The 23,412-nt window shown below is 37.8% G+C and carries 22 protein-coding genes; 9 read left to right on the plus strand and 13 right to left on the minus strand.

Going from position 1 to position 23,412, the window contains the following annotated elements:
• Positions 1–167: 167 nt before the first annotated feature.
• The 6 genes from IE339_RS24230 to IE339_RS24250 all read right to left on the minus strand — a co-directional run bounded on the left by IE339_RS24230 (position 168) and on the right by IE339_RS24250 (position 4,695).
• Positions 168–563: a hypothetical protein gene (locus tag IE339_RS24230; protein WP_242176318.1), complete on the minus strand. Its 396-nt coding sequence runs from the start codon at positions 561–563 to the stop codon at positions 168–170.
• A 217-nt stretch (positions 564–780) separates the two neighbouring features.
• Positions 781–906, minus strand: coding sequence for a hypothetical protein (locus IE339_RS24740; RefSeq protein ID WP_277933989.1), 126 nt, complete (start codon positions 904–906; stop codon positions 781–783).
• Positions 907–1,000: 94 nt separating this feature from the next.
• Positions 1,001–2,266 (minus strand): hypothetical protein, encoded by a 1,266-nt coding sequence (locus IE339_RS24235; RefSeq protein WP_242176319.1) that lies wholly within the window; start codon positions 2,264–2,266, stop codon positions 1,001–1,003.
• A gap of 35 nt (positions 2,267–2,301) precedes the next feature.
• Positions 2,302–2,613 (minus strand): DUF4258 domain-containing protein, encoded by a 312-nt coding sequence (locus tag IE339_RS24240; RefSeq protein ID WP_242176320.1) that lies wholly within the window; start codon positions 2,611–2,613, stop codon positions 2,302–2,304.
• 186 nt (positions 2,614–2,799) lie between these two features.
• Complete coding sequence (locus IE339_RS24245) at positions 2,800–4,461, minus strand: hypothetical protein (RefSeq protein ID WP_242176321.1); 1,662 nt, start codon at positions 4,459–4,461, stop codon at positions 2,800–2,802.
• A 6-nt stretch (positions 4,462–4,467) separates the two neighbouring features.
• Entirely contained in the window at positions 4,468–4,695 is a 228-nt protein-coding gene (locus IE339_RS24250) for a helix-turn-helix domain-containing protein (protein ID WP_242176322.1), read from the minus strand.
• A gap of 402 nt (positions 4,696–5,097) precedes the next feature.
• Between IE339_RS24250 and IE339_RS24255 the strand changes: the two genes are divergently transcribed.
• The 7 genes from IE339_RS24255 (at position 5,098) to IE339_RS24285 (ending at position 10,772) form a co-directional block, all read left to right on the plus strand.
• Positions 5,098–6,147 carry a Rad52/Rad22 family DNA repair protein gene (locus IE339_RS24255; protein ID WP_242176323.1) on the plus strand — a complete coding sequence of 350 codons (1,050 nt, stop codon included), beginning with the start codon at positions 5,098–5,100 and terminating at the stop codon, positions 6,145–6,147.
• A gap of 72 nt (positions 6,148–6,219) precedes the next feature.
• Positions 6,220–7,344 (plus strand): DNA polymerase III subunit beta, encoded by a 1,125-nt coding sequence (gene dnaN / locus IE339_RS24260; RefSeq protein ID WP_242176324.1) that lies wholly within the window; start codon positions 6,220–6,222, stop codon positions 7,342–7,344.
• 60 nt (positions 7,345–7,404) lie between these two features.
• Positions 7,405–7,731, plus strand: coding sequence for a hypothetical protein (locus IE339_RS24265; protein WP_242176325.1), 327 nt, complete (start codon positions 7,405–7,407; stop codon positions 7,729–7,731).
• 15 nt (positions 7,732–7,746) lie between these two features.
• A complete protein-coding gene (locus tag IE339_RS24270) occupies positions 7,747–8,271 on the plus strand; it encodes a hypothetical protein (RefSeq protein ID WP_242176326.1) in 525 nt (174 codons plus the stop codon).
• Positions 8,271–8,945, plus strand: a complete 675-nt coding sequence (locus IE339_RS24275) for a prokaryotic E2 ligase family D protein (RefSeq protein WP_242176328.1) — start codon at positions 8,271–8,273, stop codon at positions 8,943–8,945. The genes IE339_RS24270 and IE339_RS24275 overlap by 1 nt, the downstream gene beginning before the upstream one ends.
• Before the next feature lie 20 nt (positions 8,946–8,965).
• A complete protein-coding gene (locus IE339_RS24280; RefSeq protein WP_242176329.1) occupies positions 8,966–9,910 on the plus strand; it encodes a Mov34/MPN/PAD-1 family protein in 945 nt (314 codons plus the stop codon).
• Entirely contained in the window at positions 9,903–10,772 is an 870-nt protein-coding gene (locus IE339_RS24285) for a ThiF family adenylyltransferase (RefSeq protein ID WP_242176330.1), read from the plus strand. Before IE339_RS24280 ends, IE339_RS24285 begins: the two co-directional genes overlap by 8 nt.
• Before the next feature lie 80 nt (positions 10,773–10,852).
• Here the strand turns inward: IE339_RS24285 and IE339_RS24290 are convergent, their stop codons facing one another.
• The 7 genes from IE339_RS24290 to IE339_RS24320 form a co-directional block, all read right to left on the minus strand.
• Positions 10,853–11,662 (minus strand): DUF7225 domain-containing protein, encoded by an 810-nt coding sequence (locus IE339_RS24290; protein ID WP_242176331.1) that lies wholly within the window; start codon positions 11,660–11,662, stop codon positions 10,853–10,855.
• A 196-nt stretch (positions 11,663–11,858) separates the two neighbouring features.
• A complete protein-coding gene (locus IE339_RS24295) occupies positions 11,859–12,743 on the minus strand; it encodes a hypothetical protein (protein WP_242176332.1) in 885 nt (294 codons plus the stop codon).
• Positions 12,743–13,408, minus strand: a complete 666-nt coding sequence (locus tag IE339_RS24300) for a hypothetical protein (RefSeq protein WP_242176333.1) — start codon at positions 13,406–13,408, stop codon at positions 12,743–12,745. Before IE339_RS24300 ends, IE339_RS24295 begins: the two co-directional genes overlap by 1 nt.
• Positions 13,409–13,424: 16 nt before the next feature.
• Positions 13,425–14,003, minus strand: a complete 579-nt coding sequence (locus tag IE339_RS24305; protein WP_242176334.1) for a hypothetical protein — start codon at positions 14,001–14,003, stop codon at positions 13,425–13,427.
• Between the two features lie 197 nt (positions 14,004–14,200).
• Positions 14,201–14,638, minus strand: coding sequence for a hypothetical protein (locus tag IE339_RS24310; RefSeq protein WP_242176335.1), 438 nt, complete (start codon positions 14,636–14,638; stop codon positions 14,201–14,203).
• A 501-nt stretch (positions 14,639–15,139) separates the two neighbouring features.
• Complete coding sequence (locus tag IE339_RS24315; RefSeq protein WP_242176337.1) at positions 15,140–16,696, minus strand: hypothetical protein; 1,557 nt, start codon at positions 16,694–16,696, stop codon at positions 15,140–15,142.
• Positions 16,697–17,121: 425 nt separating this feature from the next.
• Positions 17,122–18,453 (minus strand): RNA-guided endonuclease InsQ/TnpB family protein, encoded by a 1,332-nt coding sequence (locus IE339_RS24320; protein WP_242176338.1) that lies wholly within the window; start codon positions 18,451–18,453, stop codon positions 17,122–17,124.
• A 1,069-nt stretch (positions 18,454–19,522) separates the two neighbouring features.
• On the opposite strand from IE339_RS24320, the gene IE339_RS24325 reads away from it, so the two are divergent.
• A complete protein-coding gene (locus tag IE339_RS24325) occupies positions 19,523–20,968 on the plus strand; it encodes a hypothetical protein (RefSeq protein ID WP_242176340.1) in 1,446 nt (481 codons plus the stop codon).
• An 814-nt stretch (positions 20,969–21,782) separates the two neighbouring features.
• On the plus strand, positions 21,783–22,910 hold the full coding sequence (locus tag IE339_RS24330; protein WP_242176341.1) for a hypothetical protein: 1,128 nt from the start codon (positions 21,783–21,785) through the stop codon (positions 22,908–22,910).
• Positions 22,911–23,412 lie beyond the last annotated feature (502 nt).

Raw genomic sequence — 23,412 nt, forward strand, 5'->3', positions numbered from 1 at the left:
TCTTACAACAATCCCCCCACTAGTTGGTAAATGACTTACCATAGAGGGGGGAATCTATTTTCTATAAAGGGAGAGAGTAAAAAAATAGTCTGTTGTACGTGTGTGTAGAAAAATCATATTGACTAATGTTGTGTACGATCTTGTAAGAAATAAATAATTGCTTGATCTTAACCTCCGAAACCAGCTGCATAACCCGCGATATCGTAAGCTTTTACAATCACGAATGCGCCAACGAATGCCATTCCTAACCCGACGAATCCAGCCGTACGAGCTTGTGGATTTCCACCTTGTGCAGCCGCTAATTTAAACCCAGCAAAGATTAAACATGCGACAACCCAGAAACCACCAAGAGCCATAATAAAGCCTGTCATTTTCTTAAGGTCTTTAAAGACGCCAGAATCTTTACTATCGATGTCTGATACCGTAACCCCTGCTTTTTCAAAAGCTTTTTTTGAATCGTCAGCGTTGGTTGCCAAACTTGTAGTCGGTTGTGCCATCACCAGAATCATCATAGCGGTTAGAGCTAAAAATAAGCTTTTTAAGCTAAATTTGCGTTTTTCCATCTATGTCACCCCCTTTCAAGCCAAAAAAAAAGCCCCCGAAACGAAGGTATTAGATAAGGTTCTAATACCACTCATTTCGGGGGCGTCCCGTTGGCTAAATTTTGATATTCTCAGTATATAAGATGATCAAGGTAATATCAACCATTTTTTATAAAAAAAGTTAAAATAAGAAAAGCATCAACTACCGTGGAGTAGTTCATGCTTTTCAGTCATGTTGTTATTGATAGATGACTTCAATACCAAAGATGCTTAGAAATGGTTCGTTAAGATCGTTTAGTTCTTTTATCGTTTGATCTCCTAGATTAAGATCGTGTTGACTAGCCATATAATCATGTAATCTCATTATTAACTCTTCACGGTTTGATCCAAAATAAATACACTCACCTTTTTCTATATCCGTCGCTTCATAGAAATATATCATCGCTTGTATGCTCCTCTCAAAATAATCGTTTTAGGATTGGGCGCTTTTTCAACAGAAGACAATCGTCGATTCCCTTCGCTTCATCTACGTTCCAAAGGACGATACTACAAGTTAATTGAAGTGCCTTTAACTCTTTTGCACATTCGAATAAGTGTTTTTTTACATAAGGGTTACGTGCCGCATCCCCGTCTAGCGCTAAGTTGACATGCTCCACGCCCATTTCTTTTAAGGTTGGAAGCATAATGCGCCAAGAGTTTGCACCAGGAACACTTAAAAACGTATCGCCTAATTCGTTTAGTTCTTCAGGTGTGTATAATGTCCCTAACAAATCTGACGAAATATCACCTTTGATGGACCCTTCGGTCACCCAAATCTTTTTGGTTTGCAAAGGGGTACCTGTATGCCATGTTTTTAAGCGTTCACTCGGAACGGAAATGTGTACGGGAGTTGGTTCTCCTGCTCCTGTCCCTTTATTCTTATTGGCAGAAGAAAGCCAATAATACCTCATGCCTTTGACGAGTGTAATCATCCCAAGAGAGACTTTCCCATTGATCGAGATGACTTTTCCTTGTCCAAGCGTCAGTTCATACTGACCAATGACCTTCCCCTCATAGGATACTTCGACCTGATTCGGTTGTTGAATAACCTTCGCGCTTAGTCCCTGTTGATAAGCGTCTACTTTCACTTCATTAGGTGGTTGATCGATACGATACTGACAACCCACAACCTCATTTTTATGATTACGGAACGGAATGAGGATTCCTTTTCTCCCATTTAGGGTGAAATACGATCCACGCTCTGTTTGTTGTTCATAAAAGCCAGGGACACCTGTGAAATCATCCATACACAAGCTATCTCCTATTTCTTTTACGACATTCCATGGCTTTTCTGGAAAGCTTTTATATCCTCTTACGGCTATTTGCTCATCTGTTAATTGACGATTATCCGATGTTAAATGTTGATAATGACCACCTTCTAATTCCAATGCGTGTAACAGTGTTCGATAGACCTTGTTTAATTCCGAATCAGCTACTTTCTTTTCACTTTGATAGGATGGCCCATCATATTGAATTTTCGGTTTACGCTTATCCCCATTTAAGTAATGGAGATAAGAGGGCAAAGCCGAGTTTTTACTAAAGATCGTCTCACTCTCGACCCGAATACACGCCACACGGTCGCCATCTTCATGAATCATGCAGCCACCATGATGGTTACAGATCGGGCAATTTTGGCGCATAAATTCAAACCAGCCTGCTAATTTCGTTTTTCGTAATGTTCTCATGTTTTCTACACCCTTTCAATTTACGTTCTCTTACGCTAAATACACCGATCAAAGCGATTCTTATCCAGTGGAGGCATAACGGTTACTACCTTAAATACATGTTGAGGTAGCCGTGCGACCACAATGACCATCGGATGACCATCTAAATCACTTCCAGCAATGACATACTTAAGCGCTTTAAATTTTTGATCATATTGAACCTCCACGACGTTTCCGTTGTAAATAACCCCTATAATGTCTCCTTTGACGTACCCACGATCTAACAATCGTTTTTTCACATGGTGACCGATCACAAAATAACCGTTTCCACCCATTAACACCTTTTTAATTTCCTTTAAAATCTTCATTTCTTCTCTCACATCCTTAAAATAAAATAAAAAAAAGCGATCTAAGGACGACAGATAGTCACACCTATGGTGTGAAGACGTCGATCCAAAGACCGCTTTTTTGATAAGAAACCGCTAACCGAAAATGGTTGCAAATAATAAGTACAAAAATAGATAGCTTTATCTTAGCATGGTCTTCCCTCTTAATCAACGTCTTTTAAACAATCTTTTCCATTTCCCTAACAATGAATATTTAGAACAGTGTTTCGTTAAATCTGATGACTTCAACACATGATTCGATAAATGCGTGTACGGCTCTTTGAGTTTCTCCAAAACCGATTCATACGTGAGAATGGGCTTGTTTTCATACTGATTTTTAGCTAATTCTTGATATAAAGGTGGGAGTGCAGCCAGTAGTGGCAGTTCCAAATCCTCCGATAACTGAGTTTGTTGGCTAAAGGCTTCGGCTTTATTGAAGATAAGGTAACTAGATAGGTTGTATTCCTTGATCATTTGATCCATATACTGCTTCCATGCTTTGATCTGTAAATACGAATCATCGACCACAATCCATAATTCATCTAACTGCCCCAAAAGTGGACGGTACATCTCTCCGATTTCTCCCGTTGGTAAATCAATTAGTACGAAGTCAAAGACACGCGTACTATTCACGTAGTGATAAAGCGCATCGGTGTTCCATTCTAGTTCATGATCTCCTTCAGCTAATAGAATCCACTGTACGCCTTTATAGATATAGTTAATACTTGTGGCTGGAATGGTGGGATCAAACATGGCACGAGCAAAGCTATTCCACCCGTCAGGGATTGATTTATAGCGCTCCAATATCTGTTTCAAATGATACGCTTTACTGGGTGCTTCTAAGACGCCTACTTGTGAGCGTTCATTCGCTAGAAACATGGCAAACGTGACGATAAAAGAGGTCACACCGATACGGTGTAACGGCGACCATACCCCAATCACTTTGTTTTTGTCCCATGTGGCTTTTGTGAAGGCCTCTTTGCGAATCTCACTGGTTCGTTTAATTAACGTGTTGAGGTGATGATCTTGCGGGTTTTCCTCATTCTTCTTCGTAAGAGTCTCTTTATTTTCCGAGTTTATCTTTTCATCCGATGTAGGAATTGGCTCGTCAGACTCACTGTTTTGTTGTTTGATAGGAGTATGAAAGGTAATGACTCTTTGTTCTTTAAGTGCGGGAGGGCTGTCCGTTTCCTTTTCGTCTCTGTTCTCGATGTGTTGGGAACGTTCCTCACCTGGTTCTTCTGACTTCTCTTCTACTCCTACTTCTTCTAATTCTGCTTTTTTGTTTACTTGTGCTTGAATATGAACGTGTTCCGTCGTTTGTTTCGATTCCGATGATTCAGCCGGAACGTTTAACTTACCTTTTTTAGCGCTTGTATCCTCGGTAGATTCCACGCTTTCAACTGCTTGCGTGACTTCCTTCTCCTCAATTGACTTCTTTTCTTCAATTGGGTTACATTCTGTTGGATGTGCAGGGATCTCAGGTTTAACAAGCTCTTCTTCCTCTTCCTCATAAGGAGTTGAAGCCGCGTCCTCTGTATAGATATAGATTTTCAACGCATCGATGGTGGGTTGAAACACAACATGAGCAGACGTGGGAACGTCAAATGTCGTTCCAATAATGACCAGCGTTCCACCAAATTTCATCGTTTTCAGATCAAGTGATTGGGCTATTTGACTTGAAATAATCAAGTATCGCGGTCTCTTTTCCTCTAATTGTGATAAGTAGGCTTTTGGAAATGCCATTTCACATTTGTATAACGGGTGAAATGCAGCCACAAGCTCCTCTTCTTGTTTGGGATTATTCAACCAAATGAGCATAGAATCCATTAAGACTTACCTCCATAATCGTTGTGCAAGGTACGCATCTAATTTTCGAATCATCTTTTTCGACAATGGCTTCGTACGATTTTCAATTGTTCCTAAGTAGCTTTCGCTTACACCTAGTGCATTCGCAAGTTCATACTGTCTCAAGTCAAATCTCTTTCGAAGAACCATAAGACGTTCAACGTCATCATCAATAGTAAGATCTCGGAAGCGTGGAGGTGTTGATTGCTTGTGCATCTTTATCTTTCTCCCTTCTTTAAAAACAAAAAAACCGCTAATAAACCTCTCATCATAGAGGGTCATTAGCGGTCTTCGCTTTAGGTTAAGTTTTTTTTCTCAAAGTTTGAATTATTTTCTATTATAACATGGACATTTTAGATGAAAAGAGATAATTGGAAAAATATCTTGTAAAATCTAAAATATAACTTTATACTGTAACTATACTTTTTAGCTTACTTTTTTTGCAACCTTCTTTTTCGGGTTAGCGGTTACCTATCAAACTCAAAGCCTTTGGGCTTAATTATTTGTATGAAGGATCAATCTGATCTTTTTTACAAACTATTAAGCTCAAGGGCTTTTTTTCGTGCAAAAAAAGTGACATATGAAAGTATCAAACTATATTGAGGGGATGTTTTATACATGACAAACTTAACAGAACAAGAGATTATGCAAGGATTACAAGCGCCTTTTCCAGCGAAAGATTTAGAATGGCGCGTGCAAAGTACTATAAAAACCAGAAATGATAAGATTCGTAGCATAGCTGTACCATACATCACCAATCGCGCAATTCAAGATCGTCTTGATCAAGTCGTTGGACCGATGAATTGGCGTAACTCGTACGAAACATGGCGGGACAAAGGTGTTCTTTGTGGGATTTCAATCAAATTCGGAGATGAGTGGATTCAAAAATTTGACGGCGCCGATGAAACTTCCTATGAAGCAACCAAAGGCGGATTCTCTGCTGCTCACAAGCGGGCAGGTGCTGTGTGGGGATTAGGTCGATATCTTTATTCACTCAGTGAATTTTGGGTTGATATACACGATAAGAAAACGGATAACTCAAATAATTGGGAGTACATGAAAACTAAAATTAAAGTAGATAATAAAGAGGTATACATTAAAGGCTATTGGAAAATCCCAACGTTACCAAATTGGGCATTGCCTTCTTCCCATCAACCGAGCGTAAGTTCAACGAATAATCAGTCATACGTGCCCCCTACTCCGAATGAGAATCCAACGAATTCTCCACAAGGAAACAATATGCCTCACGTAAACCAAGGGCAGTTGCATGGTGAACATGATCCAGATCGTGAAAATTACACCAATTATTTAAAAAACATGGAGAAATCCATTGGTTTAACGGAAAATCAAGGGTTTGTGGTGAGCTTATATAATCGCGTCAATCCTGATCATAAAGTTCGAACAGCAAATGAAGTGTATAGTGTTACGACACCAAAAGATAACCTTCGGAACTACTATTCTTTGTTAAAACCGGTGTATGACTTAATGAAAGTCGCGCAAAACCATAATATCAATGAACAGCAATTATTTGGTTATGCGCAAATTATCACGGGCAAAGAACATTCAAGTGTCTTGAGTCTTTTCTCTACGATTACGCCACAACATGTCGCACAGATCACAGAGATAATTCGTTCTGAACAAGGAAACAACGCCTATCAAACAGCTTAATAGCCAAGAGTCACAAGCACATAGGGAAACCCTTATGTGCTTTTTTTATTACACCATTCAGGAGGGTTTACGATGAAATTTGAGATTAATAAAGAGTTATTACTAGAGGGTTTTAATAAGGTAGTAAAGGTATTAGGCGGAAAAACATCTCAGCCTATTTTAAATGGTATTTTACTTGAAGTGGAAGAGGATCAATTAATCTTCACAGGATCAGATGCGACCGAAACCATGAGACATTGTATACCAATCGTTGATCAATCAATTGTTGTCGTTCAACCAGGTCGTATCGTCTTTCCACGAGAAATCGTCGATATTACGAAAAAGTTGAACAAGAAACTTACGTTCTCGACAAATGATTTTGTGGTCCAAATTGATTCAGGAAAAAGTCATTTTGAACTGAATTGTTTAGATGCAGCCGAGTATCCAACGTTTCCAGCACTTTCACTAACCACTCCTTCCGTTGTACTCAAAGGAACAGAGTTTAGTGATTGCATTAAGAAAACGACTTTCAATGCGAGTGATTCTCCTTCTCGACCGATTCTACAAGGTGTGAACGTACAACTCAAAAAGGATTGTACGGAGCTCGTCTGTACGGATAGTCATCGTTTAGGACGAGTTCTCATCCCACACGAAAATGAGCACGAATTATCCATTGTCGTTCCTGCCAAGCTTTTGGATAAGTCATCAAAAGCCTTTAATCTGGAATTAGACATTGAAATTTTTGTTCATGAGCAAAATCTAATGATTAAGAATGGCCAGACGGTGTATTTAACTCGCTTGTTGGATGGGAAATATCCAGATACAAGTCGATTAATCCCTGCCACTTCGAAGTCGAAGATGGTGGTCAGCCGAAAAGAGTTATTAGATGGACTTGAACTAGTCAAAGAGATCGCTAACAGCGCGGATGGGAATGCGAATGGAATCATTAAGATCGAGGTAAAAAGCGAAGTATCAATTTCTTCTTTCCAAGCACAGCGCGGAAAAGGAAAAGTAGATGTGGCGTATGACTCCATTGAAGGTGACGGAGAATTTACCCTTTCATGTTCCGCTCGTTATATCATTGATGCCCTAAAAGCTATGGAAACCGAGTATATTACCTTCCAATTCAACGGAACAGCTAGTCCATTTCTGTTGTATCCCGCAGATGAAGGAAAAATAAAAGAGCTACAGCTGGTGTTGCCAGTTCGTACAGCCTAAAGAGAAACGGAACAGAGAGCAGCCATGCTCTCTTTTTCTGTCATTAAGGAGAGAGACGAGATGGATCTATCACAATTAGCAGATAACCTTTTTGCACGTAAAGCGGAAAAAGAGGTTACCTCGAATAAGGGAATAGCTAATGCGATTAATTATATCTGGAACCGTCATAGTACGAGCCGAGTTGATTTTAGCTCTTTTACTTATGAAGATGCTTGCCATGTCATTGATGTGTTCGGTTCCGTTCTAACAGACGAGGAAGATGATAATCGCTTAGAGGACTATACGTTTACTGGCTTAGACTACTTTGATGCTAATGAGGGCGTTGTCGTAAAGTTAGTTCGAACAAATTATGCGCTAGTACCAGTCGAAGAGGATGATTTTATTTAAAAGGAGTGTTGTACTATGGAACCGATTGTAATGCCTGTGGAGGATTACTACAGTTATCATCAATCAGCATCGAATTTAGCCATGCTTAAAGCTTTTTTTGACGCTGGGATTGATATTTCTAAATTTAGTGAGTTTATGGAAATGATTGGTTGGAATACGGAACTTGGGTTTGAGATTTTCAACGAGGGGTTAAATGCCATGTTTGGTGAAGTGATTCTTTATGAAGCGTACGGAGATAATCCAAAAGTAGATGAAGAGGATTTACAGGTCTTTGATTCAGTACCGGACTACGTATACTTGATTGAGGATCAAACCATTAAGGCTCTGTATCGTGACAATCGTGGACCAGAAGTAGAGGAATGGTTTAATCGCTACCATGACTTTGATGGTCATTACACATTCGCAGAGTTTAGATGTCTCCCTCACAAAGGCTTTACCATTGGATTGTATGGGATTGGTTTCTTTCACGAAATTGCGAAGTGTACCATTGACCTAACAAAACAACTCGACAAAATCTATCATCAAGAGGTGTCTAACTAATGGATGTGCTAATCAAACTTTCCGATACACCTGCCAATCTTGAATTCCCTGTGGAAATTAAGCATATGCACGGTGAGATTACCGAAAAAGAGTTTTACATGAAACTTGAGGATCTCGTTGCTGAACTATCGAATGCGATCTCAAATAAGGCAAAAGCAATCGTGGAAACCCCTATTCTACCGAAAGAATGCGTAAAGCACGTTTGGTTAGATTATAGCGGCGCTGTGCAGCAAGTCACCATTGACGTGCCAAAGGCCCAGCATACGATCCACTATAACAATAAGAAATTAACGGACGTTGGATTTCCACGACTTCTGTTCACGTATCATATTTCACATGAGGTCTGTCAATTAACCCATATTGTAGCGGTAAAAGGAGTAGGTCGCATGAAGCCTTCTACCCCTTTGTATCACTTCCCCTATTCACATGTATCGTTAAGCGGTGATGTATGTATGGGAACGAATACGTTTCCTGTTACAAAAGAGATTACAGCGCTAGCAACCTATCATTCACTCTTTTTCAATGCACCATTTGGAAGTGATTATGGCGCAAAGAGTACAACAGGGATGCCTATTAATAAGCTGTTTGAACAAGCTGAAAATCAACCATTCAATGAAGAATGGCTTTTACCTATTAATCAAACATTTCAAGAGTATTTCAACTATAAAAAATAACCTTTAGGGAGAGATTTAGTATGACATTTCAACAAACAAACCTTTTTGCACTTTTAGGAATGGAAGAAGAAGTAACTGTTAGCGTGGAAGATGTGAAAAAGCAAGAAACTGCACCAAAAAGCACATCGAATGGAAAACCAGCATCATCGAAGAAAGATGCGCCTGCAGCTCCTTCTAGCACATTTACGATCCTAGCAGATGCGACGATTCGTTATTGTGGACTTGATTTGCCCGTAACGAATTACTTTTCCGTCGAGGAAATTGAAAAAGGGATTCCCATGAAAAAAAGTGGTGATAAGATTGCCTATCAAAAAATAACGGAAACGACCCTTCGCCAAAAACTTGAAGAAGACTTTCCTGAATTAGTGGCAGGCTTCACGTCCATTGTGTACATGAAAGACAAAAACTTACTCGTTCCTGTCCTACAGGCAAAAAAGAAAGGGCTACATTGTACGGAGTCTTCCTCTACGGAAAGCTCTTTTACTACCATTGGAAAGATTCCTTTCTCGTTGCTTAGTGACTTCATATCTATTGCGAGACAATATTCAAGTCAATTCAAGACCGAAGTACATGCGGATATTTTCGTGGATTTAGACAAGAAGGAATACTTCCTCTACTTCCCTCAGCAGCATGTACATCGTTTTTGGGTAGAAATCACCGAAGATCCTACCATGACTGCCTTGAACTTGTTAGAGATGAGACATCGGAAAATCGGAGAAATCCATAGTCATCATGAGATGGCGGCATGGCCCTCAATGACCGATAATGAAAACGAAAGAAGTTCCCTCTTATATGTGATTGTCGGAAAAGTACATGACTTCTTCCCGCACGTTACAGCGAGAACCTTTCTGAAAGAGATGAAGACCCACCTACCGTTAGAAATTCGTTCGGTCTTTCAAGATACGTTTACACGATCACCGCACCAATACGATCTTTCTGGAATTGAGGTAGTGGATCATGACTAATCCAACATCAACTCAACGCATGGTTATTGATTTTCGAAATCAAACAGGAATTGAACAAGAAGTGTTTCCACATATCTTGCAAGTAGGAACCGGTGGAACGGGCACATATGTCACACAACAGATTGCCCAGTTGCTTTCCGTGATGCCACAGGTAGGAAAATACATTCTTGCCGACGCTGATGTTGTCGAGAACAAAAACCTAAACAATCAATTGTTTCTCCCGAAAGACGTGGGCTTGAAGAAAGCGGATGTCTTGGCTAGACGTTATCGTAGCGCTTATAAGCTTCAGATTTCTAGCTATTCATCCGAATATGTAGAAAGCGTTGAAACCCTTGAAACCCTCTTTCATAAGGAATACTTAGAAGGAGCTTCAGGACGATTCTACTTGCCTATTCTCATTTCAAACGTTGACAACAATTATAGCCGATCGATCTTTCATCAATTTTTTGAAGAGCATGAAGGAAACTTACTCTATATTGATGTAGGAAATGAAGCAGTCGCGATACCAGAAGGAAATCCTATAAAGGAAACGTGGAGTGAAGAAGAAAAACAGACGTATGACAGAAGCGGTTATACAGGACAATTAGTTTGTGGGCTGAAAATTGGTCGAAAAGTCATCTGTGAGCCCATTGCATCCATCTATCCTGATATCTTAGAGGACAATGATGAAATTGCACCGTCTCAATTGTCTTGTTCGGCACTATTAGCATCTGAACCACAGCGCTTAATCACCAATCGATATGCAGCCATGTGCGTAGGTACGGTTTTGAATGAGGTTTTGCTTACAGGCAAACTTTCTACTCACAAAATGGTATTCCATGCGTTACGTGGTCATATGAGGAGTGAAGGTATTTATTTGTAGTATCGTATAAGATAATAAAGTAATAGAACCTCCTTTTAAAGGAAGTTCTATTTTTTTAAATCCATTTATGTAATATTTCCCTATTTTTCAATTAAAGAACGGTTCTTTAGAGATTTTAACTTTAGAATAGGTAATTCATATTTATCATTATACACTTTTAGAATTGGAATAATCTCCTCTTTAGGACCGTAAAAGATTGTCTTAAACTCTCCATCAAGGTACTGAACCACAAAAAAGTCATCAAATTGTTCAAATGTTCTCTGATTAATGGTTATGTGATTTTCCGTTTGGGCGGTGGTCTTGACACTAATACGTCTTTCATTACTAATTACATCAAATCCATGCTGATTGGTCTGACGTGCAAGGTTTCCATTAGTTTCAATAGCACAAATAAATTCACCAATTCTACCCGTTAAGTGTCTTAACTCTGTGGCTTTACAGTTTAATAGACTTAACTCTAACTTTAAGATTTCACTGTATTGACTATATAACCTCTTGATTTGCTCTAAACTTATCTCTTCAGGTGTGTATTCCTCTATTAAATTATCCTGAAATGAAGTTGATTCCACTGTTTTGCCTAAGAATTTGTCACCTTTAACCCATTCTCCTACTACAATATCCCTTTTTAATTCGGAAGAACGGCGATAGATTAAACCAGTATAGGGGTAATTTTCACCTAAGTACCTGTAGCCATTTCTTTCTGCATATTCAAATAGATGTTTCTGAAAAGTAATTCCCTTATTTAATCGGTTATAACAAAAGTCTGAAGGAATAACGCTACTTGAATTTACTCCATATGTCTCATTTAACTTAGTTCTGATTTCTGACAGAGTAAAAAATTGATTTTCTTGCCCTTCTAAAACTTTTTTCATTTTTTCGTAGATGTTCATCTTGCTCCTCCATTGTTCCTTTATATGTATTTGGAATTCATTTCTATTGTAACAACATTTTTACAAATTAGAAGATAGTTTTAAAAGCTTCTGTATAAACCATGAGTGCATAAAGTGAAAACATTTATCTCCAACAGAAAAGAGACTATACCTTGTAAGCACTTAGCCTCTTTACTGTTCTTTATATATTAATACGCTATTTTAATACGCTCATAGCATTACTAGCTAATAGATAGAAATCCTCAATGATGGCAATGTCCACCATAAAGTACTCCTGTCCGAGATTTAAACGCTGTGACAGCTGGTACAAAACGTGTTCGACGATCTTCATTCGTTCATTATCATGGATGGTGCTCTTTAAGTAGAGACGGATATTTACCGCACTTTCCGCATCAATCACACGACGGTTAATGATCATGAGTTCCCCTATCTTACTAACGGGTGCTTCAATTGCAGACCATGTGTGTAAGCTCCATATTTCCATCTCAGCGCTTTTTTGATCGGGCGCAAAGTATTTCTGAGGATCAACAAAATAAAAGTCATCTATGCGATGTAACGCCCCTCTTACGATCTCTTGCTCTTCCATCATTTCTACTTGTCTCTCAAACATTTCATCTCGAAACGCTTGCTCCGCTCCTAAACAAACAATCTCCCAATAGGCTTGGTTCATAATGGGACGAATGTCCTCAAATTCCTGAATCACCCATGACAAAATGCGTTGAGAAAGAGTCGTTTTCATTTGTTCATTAAATTCCCCGCCAAGCGCTCGTTTGATATAGCCTGGAATCTGTTCTTTGATCGTCCCTCTTGGTTGTTGGAACCACTCATTGGGCATCACCGTTTCCTCATGGTGAAGAATTTCAGTGGCGATAAAGTAGCCATTAAAAAATTGGGAATCAAAGGCTTCAAGGAATCGTTCTACAAATCGATTACGATCATGTTCCGATGTAATAAGATCCCAGAACTTTGCGATGTAGAAGCCCTTGTATTGATCTAATTGTTGGCGAAAGCTCTCATCATGACGATAGAGGGCTTCTAAACGGTTCGTCGTATGGGTAAATGTATCAAATTTTTGGTCCATTATTTCGTCTCCTCTTTTTCAATGAATGCTGGACTTGGTTCGTCCATATCAAATGTCCAATACCTACCCTCTTTTCGGATAGTGGTGACATTGTAAATTTCTTTTCCATCCTCTGTGACTTGCTTACGGTAGAAGTAAGCTTCATTCCCGGTATCATCGAACTCTAAATCGGTTAATACATAGCTCTCAACGATCTGTTTGGCTTTCTTTCGTTCCTTCACGATGGTATGAAAGATTTTCTTCGAATTGGCTTCGTTGGAGAAAATAAACTCTTTTCGATCTTTTGAGCCGTAATTTTGGTAGAACTTTAGCATGTCTTTATCAGATATGGTTCCATTATAGAAATTTTGGAGGTATTCTCCGACAAAGTACTGAAAGTCCATGGCATTTGTATAATGATCCGCTGGAACAATTTTATAGGCCTTCGGATCTTTGGTTTGTACTTCATCCGTCGCCGCTTCTTTGTTTACTTCGTCCATTGGGCGCTTACGCACTTCATAAAACGCTTCAATAGCTTTGTCCTCATTCATGTCACTCTTTTTCTCACTAGATTGTTTTTTAGTTGCCACCTTTTCAGCTTTATTTGCTTCCTGTGAAACCGCATCTCCTCCGCAGCCTGCAAGGAAAATGGAAAAGGCAAGAATACTCAACACTTTTCCTTTCATTTGTCTCCCCCCTTTCTCACGCTCTTAATTTTTTTCGGTCATGTACAGATAAGAAACGAAATAAATAAAAACTGTCCATTACCGTTAACGTATCTACTAGTTCATCAAATAACTGCACGACATTAAAAATTTTTATTTCTCTTTGACCAGGTACAATTGACACGTCTCCGATATGATAACGAAGAATATGAGTCAGCATAGGTAGCTTCTCTTTTTGAATCGATGTTTTAAGGTGAAGGGACTCATACTTTCTTACACCAAATAAATTAAGCGCCAGAATAATGGCATGAAACGTCATATTCTTAGGGTCCATCCGATTACTGAAGATTTTCATGTCATTTCGATACCATTTTTCATACGTGTTTTCCAAAGACGAAGCCTGAATAACTAGCTCATTTCTTCGATGATGAATCTCTACATAGGGTTGTAGTGAATATTCGCTTACATAACTTTTCAGGTAATCTAAGGTTTCTGATTTAAATTCAGCTTTTAGTTCGTATTGCTTCTCAGAATACTCAATTTCTCCTTCGGAAAGTAAACAAGCGAGGATGAGATCTTGTAACTTTCCCATTCGTGTTTCCATTGGATACTGCATGCTCTTCCGTCCTTTCGATGTGTAATAGAAACAAAAAAGCCCCCAACAAACTAGACAAGTAACCTTGTCTGCTCATTGGGGACGTCCCATTTGTTATAAATTAGTAGGTCTAGTATACTATAAACCTTTTATTTTTACCATATATTTCTGGTTGGAATTAGACGGATTACTTCGATTGTTCATAGTAGAGGACTTGATTAGTCATGTGTCTGCATACTGTACAGATATAAGCCCTCATTCGTCTTGAAAATATATTCCTCATCGGAACAAGCATAATACCCATATGGATCAACCTCAACATAATAGACGTCTGTAGGGAGCGATCCTAGTGTTTCTACAATAAGATCAATGATATAGTCTTTCCCTGCTTTTCCTTTTGAAGGATAGCCGTCTATTTCTGCATGAAGCCATGACCGCTCATTGTCTGGATACTTGGTGAATAGTTCGTCACGCCAGTTTTGTAGCAACGTTGTGTCTACTCGATCGTGTGGTTTTACATCTGGGTTGGTTCTAAATGCAGCTTCGATATCCTCGTTAGGGTTTTCTGATAGCTTTGAAAACCTGTAGAAAGATGCTGAATGATAGTTACTATTTGCTTTGGCAAAAACAGCTAAAATGTCATTGATTTTTTGCATGTATGTTCTCCTTATGTATAGCGATAATTTTAGAAATAATTGTAATTCACATTAAATAATACGGCTACTAATTTAGTCATGCTAAAACTACTTTAACTATACAAACCTCTTTTAAAAACAAATCTTCTTTAAAAACAAACCTTCTTTAGGATCGCCTAATCCCTTGTATCTCATAGGATTAAGGGTGTTTGAAAAGTAAAAATACACAAAGAGTTGAAAAATGAACATAAGAAAACAAAATCCCTCTTTTAAAAAACATAAAAAAGCAATAATGAACTAAACCTAAAACATAAAAAAACATGGAACTTAAATTATCAGAAATTAGAGTGAGATGTTTAGCAATTTATGCCTCATACTTATCCACAAATGTGATGAATTTCTTCACAATTCCAACACTTTCCACAGTATTAACATTGTTTTTTATGTTTTTTTACGTTTTAATGATCAGAACAACTACGCTACATCCATTCTATTTTTTTGAAATGGTCATTGCAGCATAGTTTATGAGAATTTTAGACTGTATTTTTTGTAGTGATCTTTCATGTATTGAGCCAAATCAAACTTCCAAGGAAGAGCTGGCACCGTTTGAGCACGTTTTAACGTTTCTAACTCATTCAGGATCATACTCACGATTCCGTCTTCTGTTTCACTTCCTAGCCATTCAAGTGCTTGGTTTTCTAGTGCTTGATACGCAACAGGATCAATTTTCTTTTTGCATGCAATCTGACGCACCAGGTCAATTCCCTTTAGGTGGTTAAGGTCAGATGAACCCTCATAATCTTTTTCAGTAAACTCTTCCGTTGAAAAGAACTTGTCCAACAAAGGTTTGGTTTCACGACACATCACCTTAAAGATACGTTTACTGTGGAAGCTCATCGTAGAGAGAAACTGTTCACGCGCTTCCTCTAATTCTTCGCCTGTCTTGCGATGGGCCAGATACGCATAGATCCCTTCTTCTTTCGCAATCATCATATACTGTGCTTCTGATTTTCGTTTCACTAAGCTCAAAACAAACTGCTGAAGATCACTTGGTAGTTGTTTGGTGTCTTTCCAATACTCAATGAGTGTCTCAATTGCATACGTGATATGTGTTTTGGATCGACCTTTTAGTATGTATAGCAAGTCATTAAGTAATTTACCGTCATAATCCAGTAGAAGTTCCTTTAAATCTAACGAATTCGCTTTATAGAGTAGATCGTCAATGAGCGTCGCAACCTTTTTATAGCGCTCAGGCTGCTTAAGAGGGATACGATAGTTTCCTTTATCATCTTGTACGATGAAGTTATCATGGATCTTCATATGGACCACATCGAACGCTCTGCCCCTCTTCTTAATGACCTCTTTCCCAGGGACACGTGTAAACAACGGTTTTCCTTCATATTGAATCGTCATTAATTGGTCAATGACTTTTCGTACATCGCTGTTTTCCTGTTTGTGTAGAAGTTGTTTCAAACCACTCTTGTAAAAATCGGTATGCTCTTGATCCAGTGATAGCTTATTATTAAACTTGCGAAAGAAACCCAACCCCTGTTTTGATTTTTGGAGTTGCAGTAACGCAATCAGGTACAACTTCCAATAATCAATGGATTGTGTTAGAAACGTTTCAGTGAAGACAATCGGATGCAAGATAACATAGCGCTCTAGCTTTCCGTTCTCTTGTTTAAAATGGTTTAATTGAATCGTAGATCGTCCCGTATACATATTTTCACGTACATCAATTAAGCCTTGAACTTCAAATTTTTTCAAGGAGTGCTTAAATTCACTGTAGGATATAGGAACAGCAAACAAATGGATGCGGCTTTTATATAAGTTGTGAATGGTCGTGTCACTAATACGCCCATTTGTATTACATACTGCGTGTAGAAAAATCATTGTGATGATGTCAGTACGTGTAACTTTGGATAAATAGCGCTCTCTAATTTTTCCGTTCTTTACAATTGTGAAAGTTTGGCCATCATTATAATACTTCTCTAAATTAAACAGGTTAATTAAGAATGAAGCAGAGACAGCTACACCATTATGTTGCATTTGTGTGATCTCATATTCTCTGTTAGACATTTCCTTTCCCCACTTCCGAGGTGTTAACGGTGGAAATATCTCGACTCACAATATAAAATTTGCTCTTTTCGTTGAACAAAAAGGAGTAATAAATTATTGCTAAACACGAACATCTACAGATCGTTAATTATTTCCAAGTGAAACACAAACCTTGCAACCTTATAACCTTTTTAGTAGCTAACACGCACATCCCAATGACTTTATCTCTCTAATTTGTATAATTTTCTCTCTATTCTCTCGTTATTGCTTTCTATATAGAAAACTGGTGAACTACCCGCCACTTAGCACCCTTACGGGTTGCTTGAAGTGGGGGCTTCCAAGATCGTAAGACCTTTTCTTTTATTGCATCTTCATCCACGCCTAAATGGTCGTGTCCGATGCCTTTCCTTCGCGGCGTTCCGACCGCTAGAAAAAATCGAGACAAATTATAACGTCATACCTTGTTCCTTCAAAACACGAATTCCATAGTGTTTGAGATTTAATCCGGCATTATAATCTCTATCGATTTTTGTGCAACACGTGTCATTTTGGCACACATACACACGATCAGAGAGCGAAAGGTTATCGTGGAGGTGTCCGCATTGACTGCACTGTTTACTTGAAGGGAAATAGCGATCCGCTAGGATGTAGTGTTTACCGTTTCTCTCTGCTTTGTACTGCAACATTGTGCGGAACATTCCAAAGCCATTATCGTGCACATTTTTCCCTAGTTTTCGCATTTGAGCAAGGTTCGTCAAATCAAGATCTTCTACCACAATCGCGTCGTACTCATTGGTTATCTGATAACTACGCTTGTGAAGGAAATCCTTTCGTTGATTTTTAGACTTCGCCAGTAATGCTTGATACGCGTTCATTTGTTTTTGATAGTTACGACTGTACTGAATCGCTCCATTCTCATCGAGAGGAGCTGCGTTTTTCTTACGAGCTAGGGACTTATTCATTCGACGTTGACGTTTCTCAATGAGTCGGTAATATCGACCGTAATTTGCTTTTCGACCTTCGCTATCCACATACAAGTCCGCTTGGCTATAGTCCAATCCAATTACTTTATCGGCAGAAACATTGTGTTTTTTCTCCACTTTTTCCGAAGGGAAATCGATGGAAAGGGACACCAAATAACGCTCACCTTCTCGTTGGATGGTGGCTTTTTTTAGGAGTCCTTCCGCAGGTAAGGGACGGTGTAGTTGAAGGGAAATTCCCTCAGGGAATTTGGGCACACGTAAAAAGACCGCTCCATTTTCGTGAATCACACGGATATTTTGATTGGTTTGGTTCGTGGTATAGCTGTGTTTGGCGTTCTTCTTCTGGTGAAACTGAGGCAATCCTTTTATATCACGAACCGAAGGAATGTATCCTTCCGTGTTCATTCGGTTTCGTGCCTTCTTTTTATACTGGATTGGTTTTCGCGCAAAGGTTTCATTATATTTTTGAACAGCAGCTTGAAAGCGTCTTTTGGCATCGTTGTATACAAATGAATCATTGGAACGATCTAAAAAGGCAAAACGACGCGTAAATTCTGTGTAATTTGGAACCTTATGGCGAATGAATCCACCTGCAAAGCCGGAGGCTTCTAATTCGGTGTAGAGATGGGCAACATATTCATTGTAGACTTTACGTTCACACCCAAACGCGCGATTTAAGCGTTCTTTCTGCTCGTCTGTAGGGAAAATCGCATATTGATACCCGAGCGTCACCCATCCTTGGGGTAATGTTTTTTTTGTGCCTTTTCGGTGTGGTGTTTCCATTTGAACATTCACGTCATTCACTCCTTTCTGTCAGGACTATCTTCCTATCTTACCAAAAAAAGAAAAAGAAAACAAGTACATATGTTCGTTTCAGACTTATACCTACCCACCATTCATCCCCCACCTACTCACTGGGCTTCGCCCTTATCGTCCCTTGAGGAAGGGGACTTCTGGTGGAAATCTGTTAAAATTACGAGTAAATACATTTTTTTTGTGTTTATTTATTTGCGCTTGTGTTTGTTTTTGTATGAGTTTCGTCTAACGTTATTGACAATTCCCATACTCGTCATATTATCAACATGATCGTCACACTCAATAAGCTTGGTGGTTTATTGAGACGCTGCGTTATTCCACGTGGTGGTGGGTGTAACGGAACGTGTACGGCTGTTGATGCGGGACGGATCGCTTGATTGGTCGTCAAGTTTTCCATTTTTTGTGCCTGTTATGAGGTTATGTATGATGCGGTATGTTATGGTTGAGGTTTGGTACCCTCTTCCACTCCTGGAATCTGTAAATCTCGTTAGTCGAGATTTTTTTTTGTCTTCCAACCACGAACCTACTAATTTTAAGAACAGCAAAAAACCATAGTCTCTAGTTACTTTCTACCATAAACGAAGTTGATTCGTGGCAAAAAGACAAATAAAGACAAGTTTTGTTAGTTAAAGATCATCATACCATATTTACCAATAAAAGTTTATTATGAAAAATATTGACAAAATACTAACAGTATGTTATTATTAGTCCACAATCTAATAATATACGTAATTCCCATAGTAGGGTTTTGCTTAGTTGTAAAAAGGCCTTCCATTCGTGGAAGGTTTTTTTACGTCTATTTTCGTGAAATCATACGTATTTTTGTGTACCTACTTCTCCCTATCCCATAGACATCTTTTCTATATTTTCAATTGCAGTTACTTCATTCCTACAGTATGATTCCTACATTAATAACTACTAAATTAATAGTTAAGCATAAATTACACCAAAAAAACCTGTATAATAACGATATAACGGACCAATAATGAGTATGATTTCTCGAAAGATTTAGTGGTAATTATGCACGTTAAAAAGGAGGTTGTGAAGCGTGGAGTTCTCTTCATTCTTGATAAGAGAAGTAATTGATCGGATATCAGCGCTACGTCTTTTATCAGTCTATGATTTAACGTTTAAGAGTGATAAAGACAGTGATTTAGAAAGTATTATCCTTCCTCTTTACCAAAAACATTATGAAAATAAAGATGTTCAGGAAACACTACGTTCCTTAAAAAAAGATTTTTTACGTCGAACGAAAAAACGATGGTTGGATAATGCTGTTCGAGACTATCAAAGGAAAGATCCTAAGAAAAACAAAGAATTAATTGGCGAGTATAAGGCTCTGTTACCTTATTACGAAACTAACGGAGAAGAGTTATTTCAAACCCAATTTAAAAATGTCGCGTCACCAGAGGACTTAATCAACAGCCGAATCAAGGTATTGGAAGACTGGTGTGAAGACGACAAAATGCTGATTACAGATTATCCATATATTAATCAGAAAACTAAAACGCAGAGAGAAAAAGCCATTTCAACAGACATTGCCATTTTAATCGGCTCAATTCTACTCGATCCAGCGTTTCAAAACAATCAGCATCAAAATATTATTGAGAGTCCCTTTTCAACTGTAGAAATTCCTTTTTTCTCAAATTCAAGGGCCAAATTAATCGTTGAGCAACCATTGCTAAAAAAAGGAGAAAAAGAATACTTCACTAGTCCGTACAACTCAGAAGATGGGACAGATTATGAATTGCTTATAGAAAAAGAGTACGCAGAGGAAACAGGTAACAAAGTTAATGACTTAGATCGCTCTGATTATAAATTGTTTTTAGAAATTATGAGTAAGCGAGATGAACTCTTTGCCACTCAGAAAGTGATTAACGTTAAAATTGGCGATTTAGTAAAAGCTATGTATAACACTGATAGCCAGCGCAATTACAAAAACATTGAAGAGCGCATCACTAAAATGAAACACTATAGCATGACTAAAATACAAGAGGACAAAAAGATTGCCTATGGTATCTTTGACTATGTGGATATCACCACCATGCCGAATGGTACGAGGATTGCAGAGATTCATGTAAATGAAGTGATTTACCGAGACTATATCCAACGCCAAACTGTTCGGATTTATAAAAATAAGGTAGAGAAGTTGAGCTTAGACGCAGCTTATCACTTATTGTTCATTATGCAAAAGGAGCGCTTGATCTGCTATGAAACAAACTCGTCTTATACAGTCGCTCGTGATTACCTTTATTTCTCAACCAAAATCCGCTTTAGAAAGCGACGTAAAAATGAAAACTTAGTTGAGATTGAAAAAGCCCTAGATGAACTTGTGGAACAAAAATTAGCGGTTGAATCCTACAAGCGATCCGGTCAGGTATTTCAAATTTCCTTTATACCTGTTGGTGAAAGTGAAGTACAAGATTTATTGTCTGGTGACTATGAATACGCGCCGCTATCGTTTTACCAGAATGTCAAAAGTGTTCTTGTTTAACTAGGAGCACAAAAAATACAATCCTAATTATGTACTAAAGTTGCGAATATCCCTATTTTATTAAGGGGTAGCGCAGCTTTTTTATTTCACTTTTGGAATTTGTGTTTATATGTGTCCTATATCTGCTTTTTTGTACTAAATCTCCGTGCAAAAGTGTCACTTCACTTGGAACCTGCTTCACAACAAGGTTTCCTCCTGCTTTTCAGAATATAAACCCTATCAAAATGTGAACAAAAAGTGTCAAAAAGGTATCAAATTTCGTATTTTTGTTCCGATTTTCCGTGCAAAAGTGTTTTTTGTACCGTTTGTCCGTGCAAAAGTGTCACTTTTATCAAAAATCCCCTCTTTCCACTGTTTTTAGACAAAAACATGCCAAATTCTCATTTTTAATTGTGAATTTTTTTTGCCCAAATTCACGTTTTTAACCTATTTTTGTACCGTTCTTCCGTGCGAAAGTGTCACTTTTACTCCCTTATAGACTATTCTTTGCATTTTTGTACCGTTCTTCCGTGCGAAAGTGTCACTTTGAGCTAAAAAAAACTCTTCTTTTTTCCTTTATATGTATATAAAAGTTAATTTTAGGATATTTCGTCGCTAAAAAAGCCTGATATACCAGGGCTTTTGCTAGATTAGTATGTTTTTTGTACCAAATCTCCGTGCAAAAGTGTCACCCCAATTGTGTCCGACTTAATCCCTTGGTACGTAAGGGTTTGTTGAAAAATTGCTCCATTTCTCCGTGCAAAAGTGTCATTTTACAGATGGCTATACTGTACCTATACTGTAAAAGTAGAAATGTACGGAAAGGAGGGGCATCATGATGAGCCTAGTCTTAAAAAGACATACACTAATCGCTAACAAACTGTTAGTAGCGCTTAGTGGCGTAAGTAGACAAACCAAACGAGACAATACATATTACTATGAACAGCATGCTATGGGGATCGCTAAGAACTTTTTAAACATTAAGTGGACAAAATCCTTAATCAAACAAGTTCTTGCTTATATGGCTAAATGTGATAGTCAGGGCCGTATTGCATTAATGTCCGAAGAAGAACTAGCAGCTACAATTGATTGCTCCGTTCGAACTGTTCAAAATAACAATAAAGCCCTTGAAGAGCACGATATCATTCAGTGGGATCGTTTATGGGGAGAATACATACAAGTTTCATTTGTAGGATACTTAGAAAACTTTTTAGACTTACATAAAAAAGATCAAGATGATGTCCCAGCTGATGCGGCTACTTCTATTGAATCTGTTTTGGACAAGTATCACTCTAAAAGTGGTTATACCTCTATTTCTGATGAAGTAATTTATGAGTTATTAAAAGTAGAGAATATTAATATGTTGCGTATTGCGCTTCGTGCCCTATATGCTTACGAGTCAGAAGTAAATGTTAAACGAGATACAGAAGCGCTGTTATCTTATACAGAGGTGAAAAATGTACTCCCCTCTTATATCGGGTATAAAGCAGCCATTAAAAAAATGGTAAATCGTCTTACATCTATTTTTCATGTGAATGTTCTGGAGAAAGATGATTGTGTCAAAGCATTGTTCGAAGAAAAACAACCTAGAAAGTCCACAATAGAAAAGATCAAAGATGGATTTATTCTCAGCTTCAATTTAGTTGGACCATTTAACAGTAAACGCCAAAAGCAATTGGAAAAAGTACAGGCAGAGCGCTTATTTGAAGGGTTTAAATCATTCTTTAAGCAATTTGGTGACTATTCGATTAAACGTACCGACATCCATGCGTTAGTACACGAATTTGGCTTAGACATGATGGAGCGTACAATTGATTCTTCCAAATCGTTCATAAAAGAATTGTTCTTGCACGAAGATCCATCGTCTTTAAGAAAGCTAGTTCATGAAATGGAGTCCAACTTATTCATGTATATGAAAAAAATTGCGAATGGGTATTACCAGGCAAAAATTAACGCTTTATAATACCCTTTTTTGTTATGCCGTTTTTTTGTTTTTATCCTATTTTTTCTTTTTTTATTGCAATACTTAGATTCGTTTAATTATCTTTCTTAGCTCAATCAAGCAAATTAATGATAATGAAAATCAATAATATGAAAAAAAACAAAAATTTAATGAAAAAATAATATTTTATGAAGTAAATAACCAATATTTATGTTAAAAAAATATAGTTCCGATAAAATAAAGATAGTGAATAACTTAAGTAATTATTGTGGAGAAAGTAATAGTTTTAGATTGTAAAAGTGGCCAAAGCGTCTGTTATATAAAGGTTTATTATCATATTGTTTTTTACAATTTCTTTAATAAGTTAAATTTCCTATTAATGTTCTTTTAATTTATATAAATGATTGTTAAAAAGGAGAAGCTTCTTTCTTTGATAATTTATTCAATAAAACAAAGAAAGAATTTTTTAAAAGGTGTTCTCTACAAAGGCCTTTAAAAATTCTTTCTCTATTAATTACTATTT

This window comes from Priestia koreensis (assembly GCF_022646885.1).
GTDB classification, from domain to species: domain Bacteria; phylum Bacillota; class Bacilli; order Bacillales; family Bacillaceae_H; genus Bacillus_AG; species Bacillus_AG koreensis_A.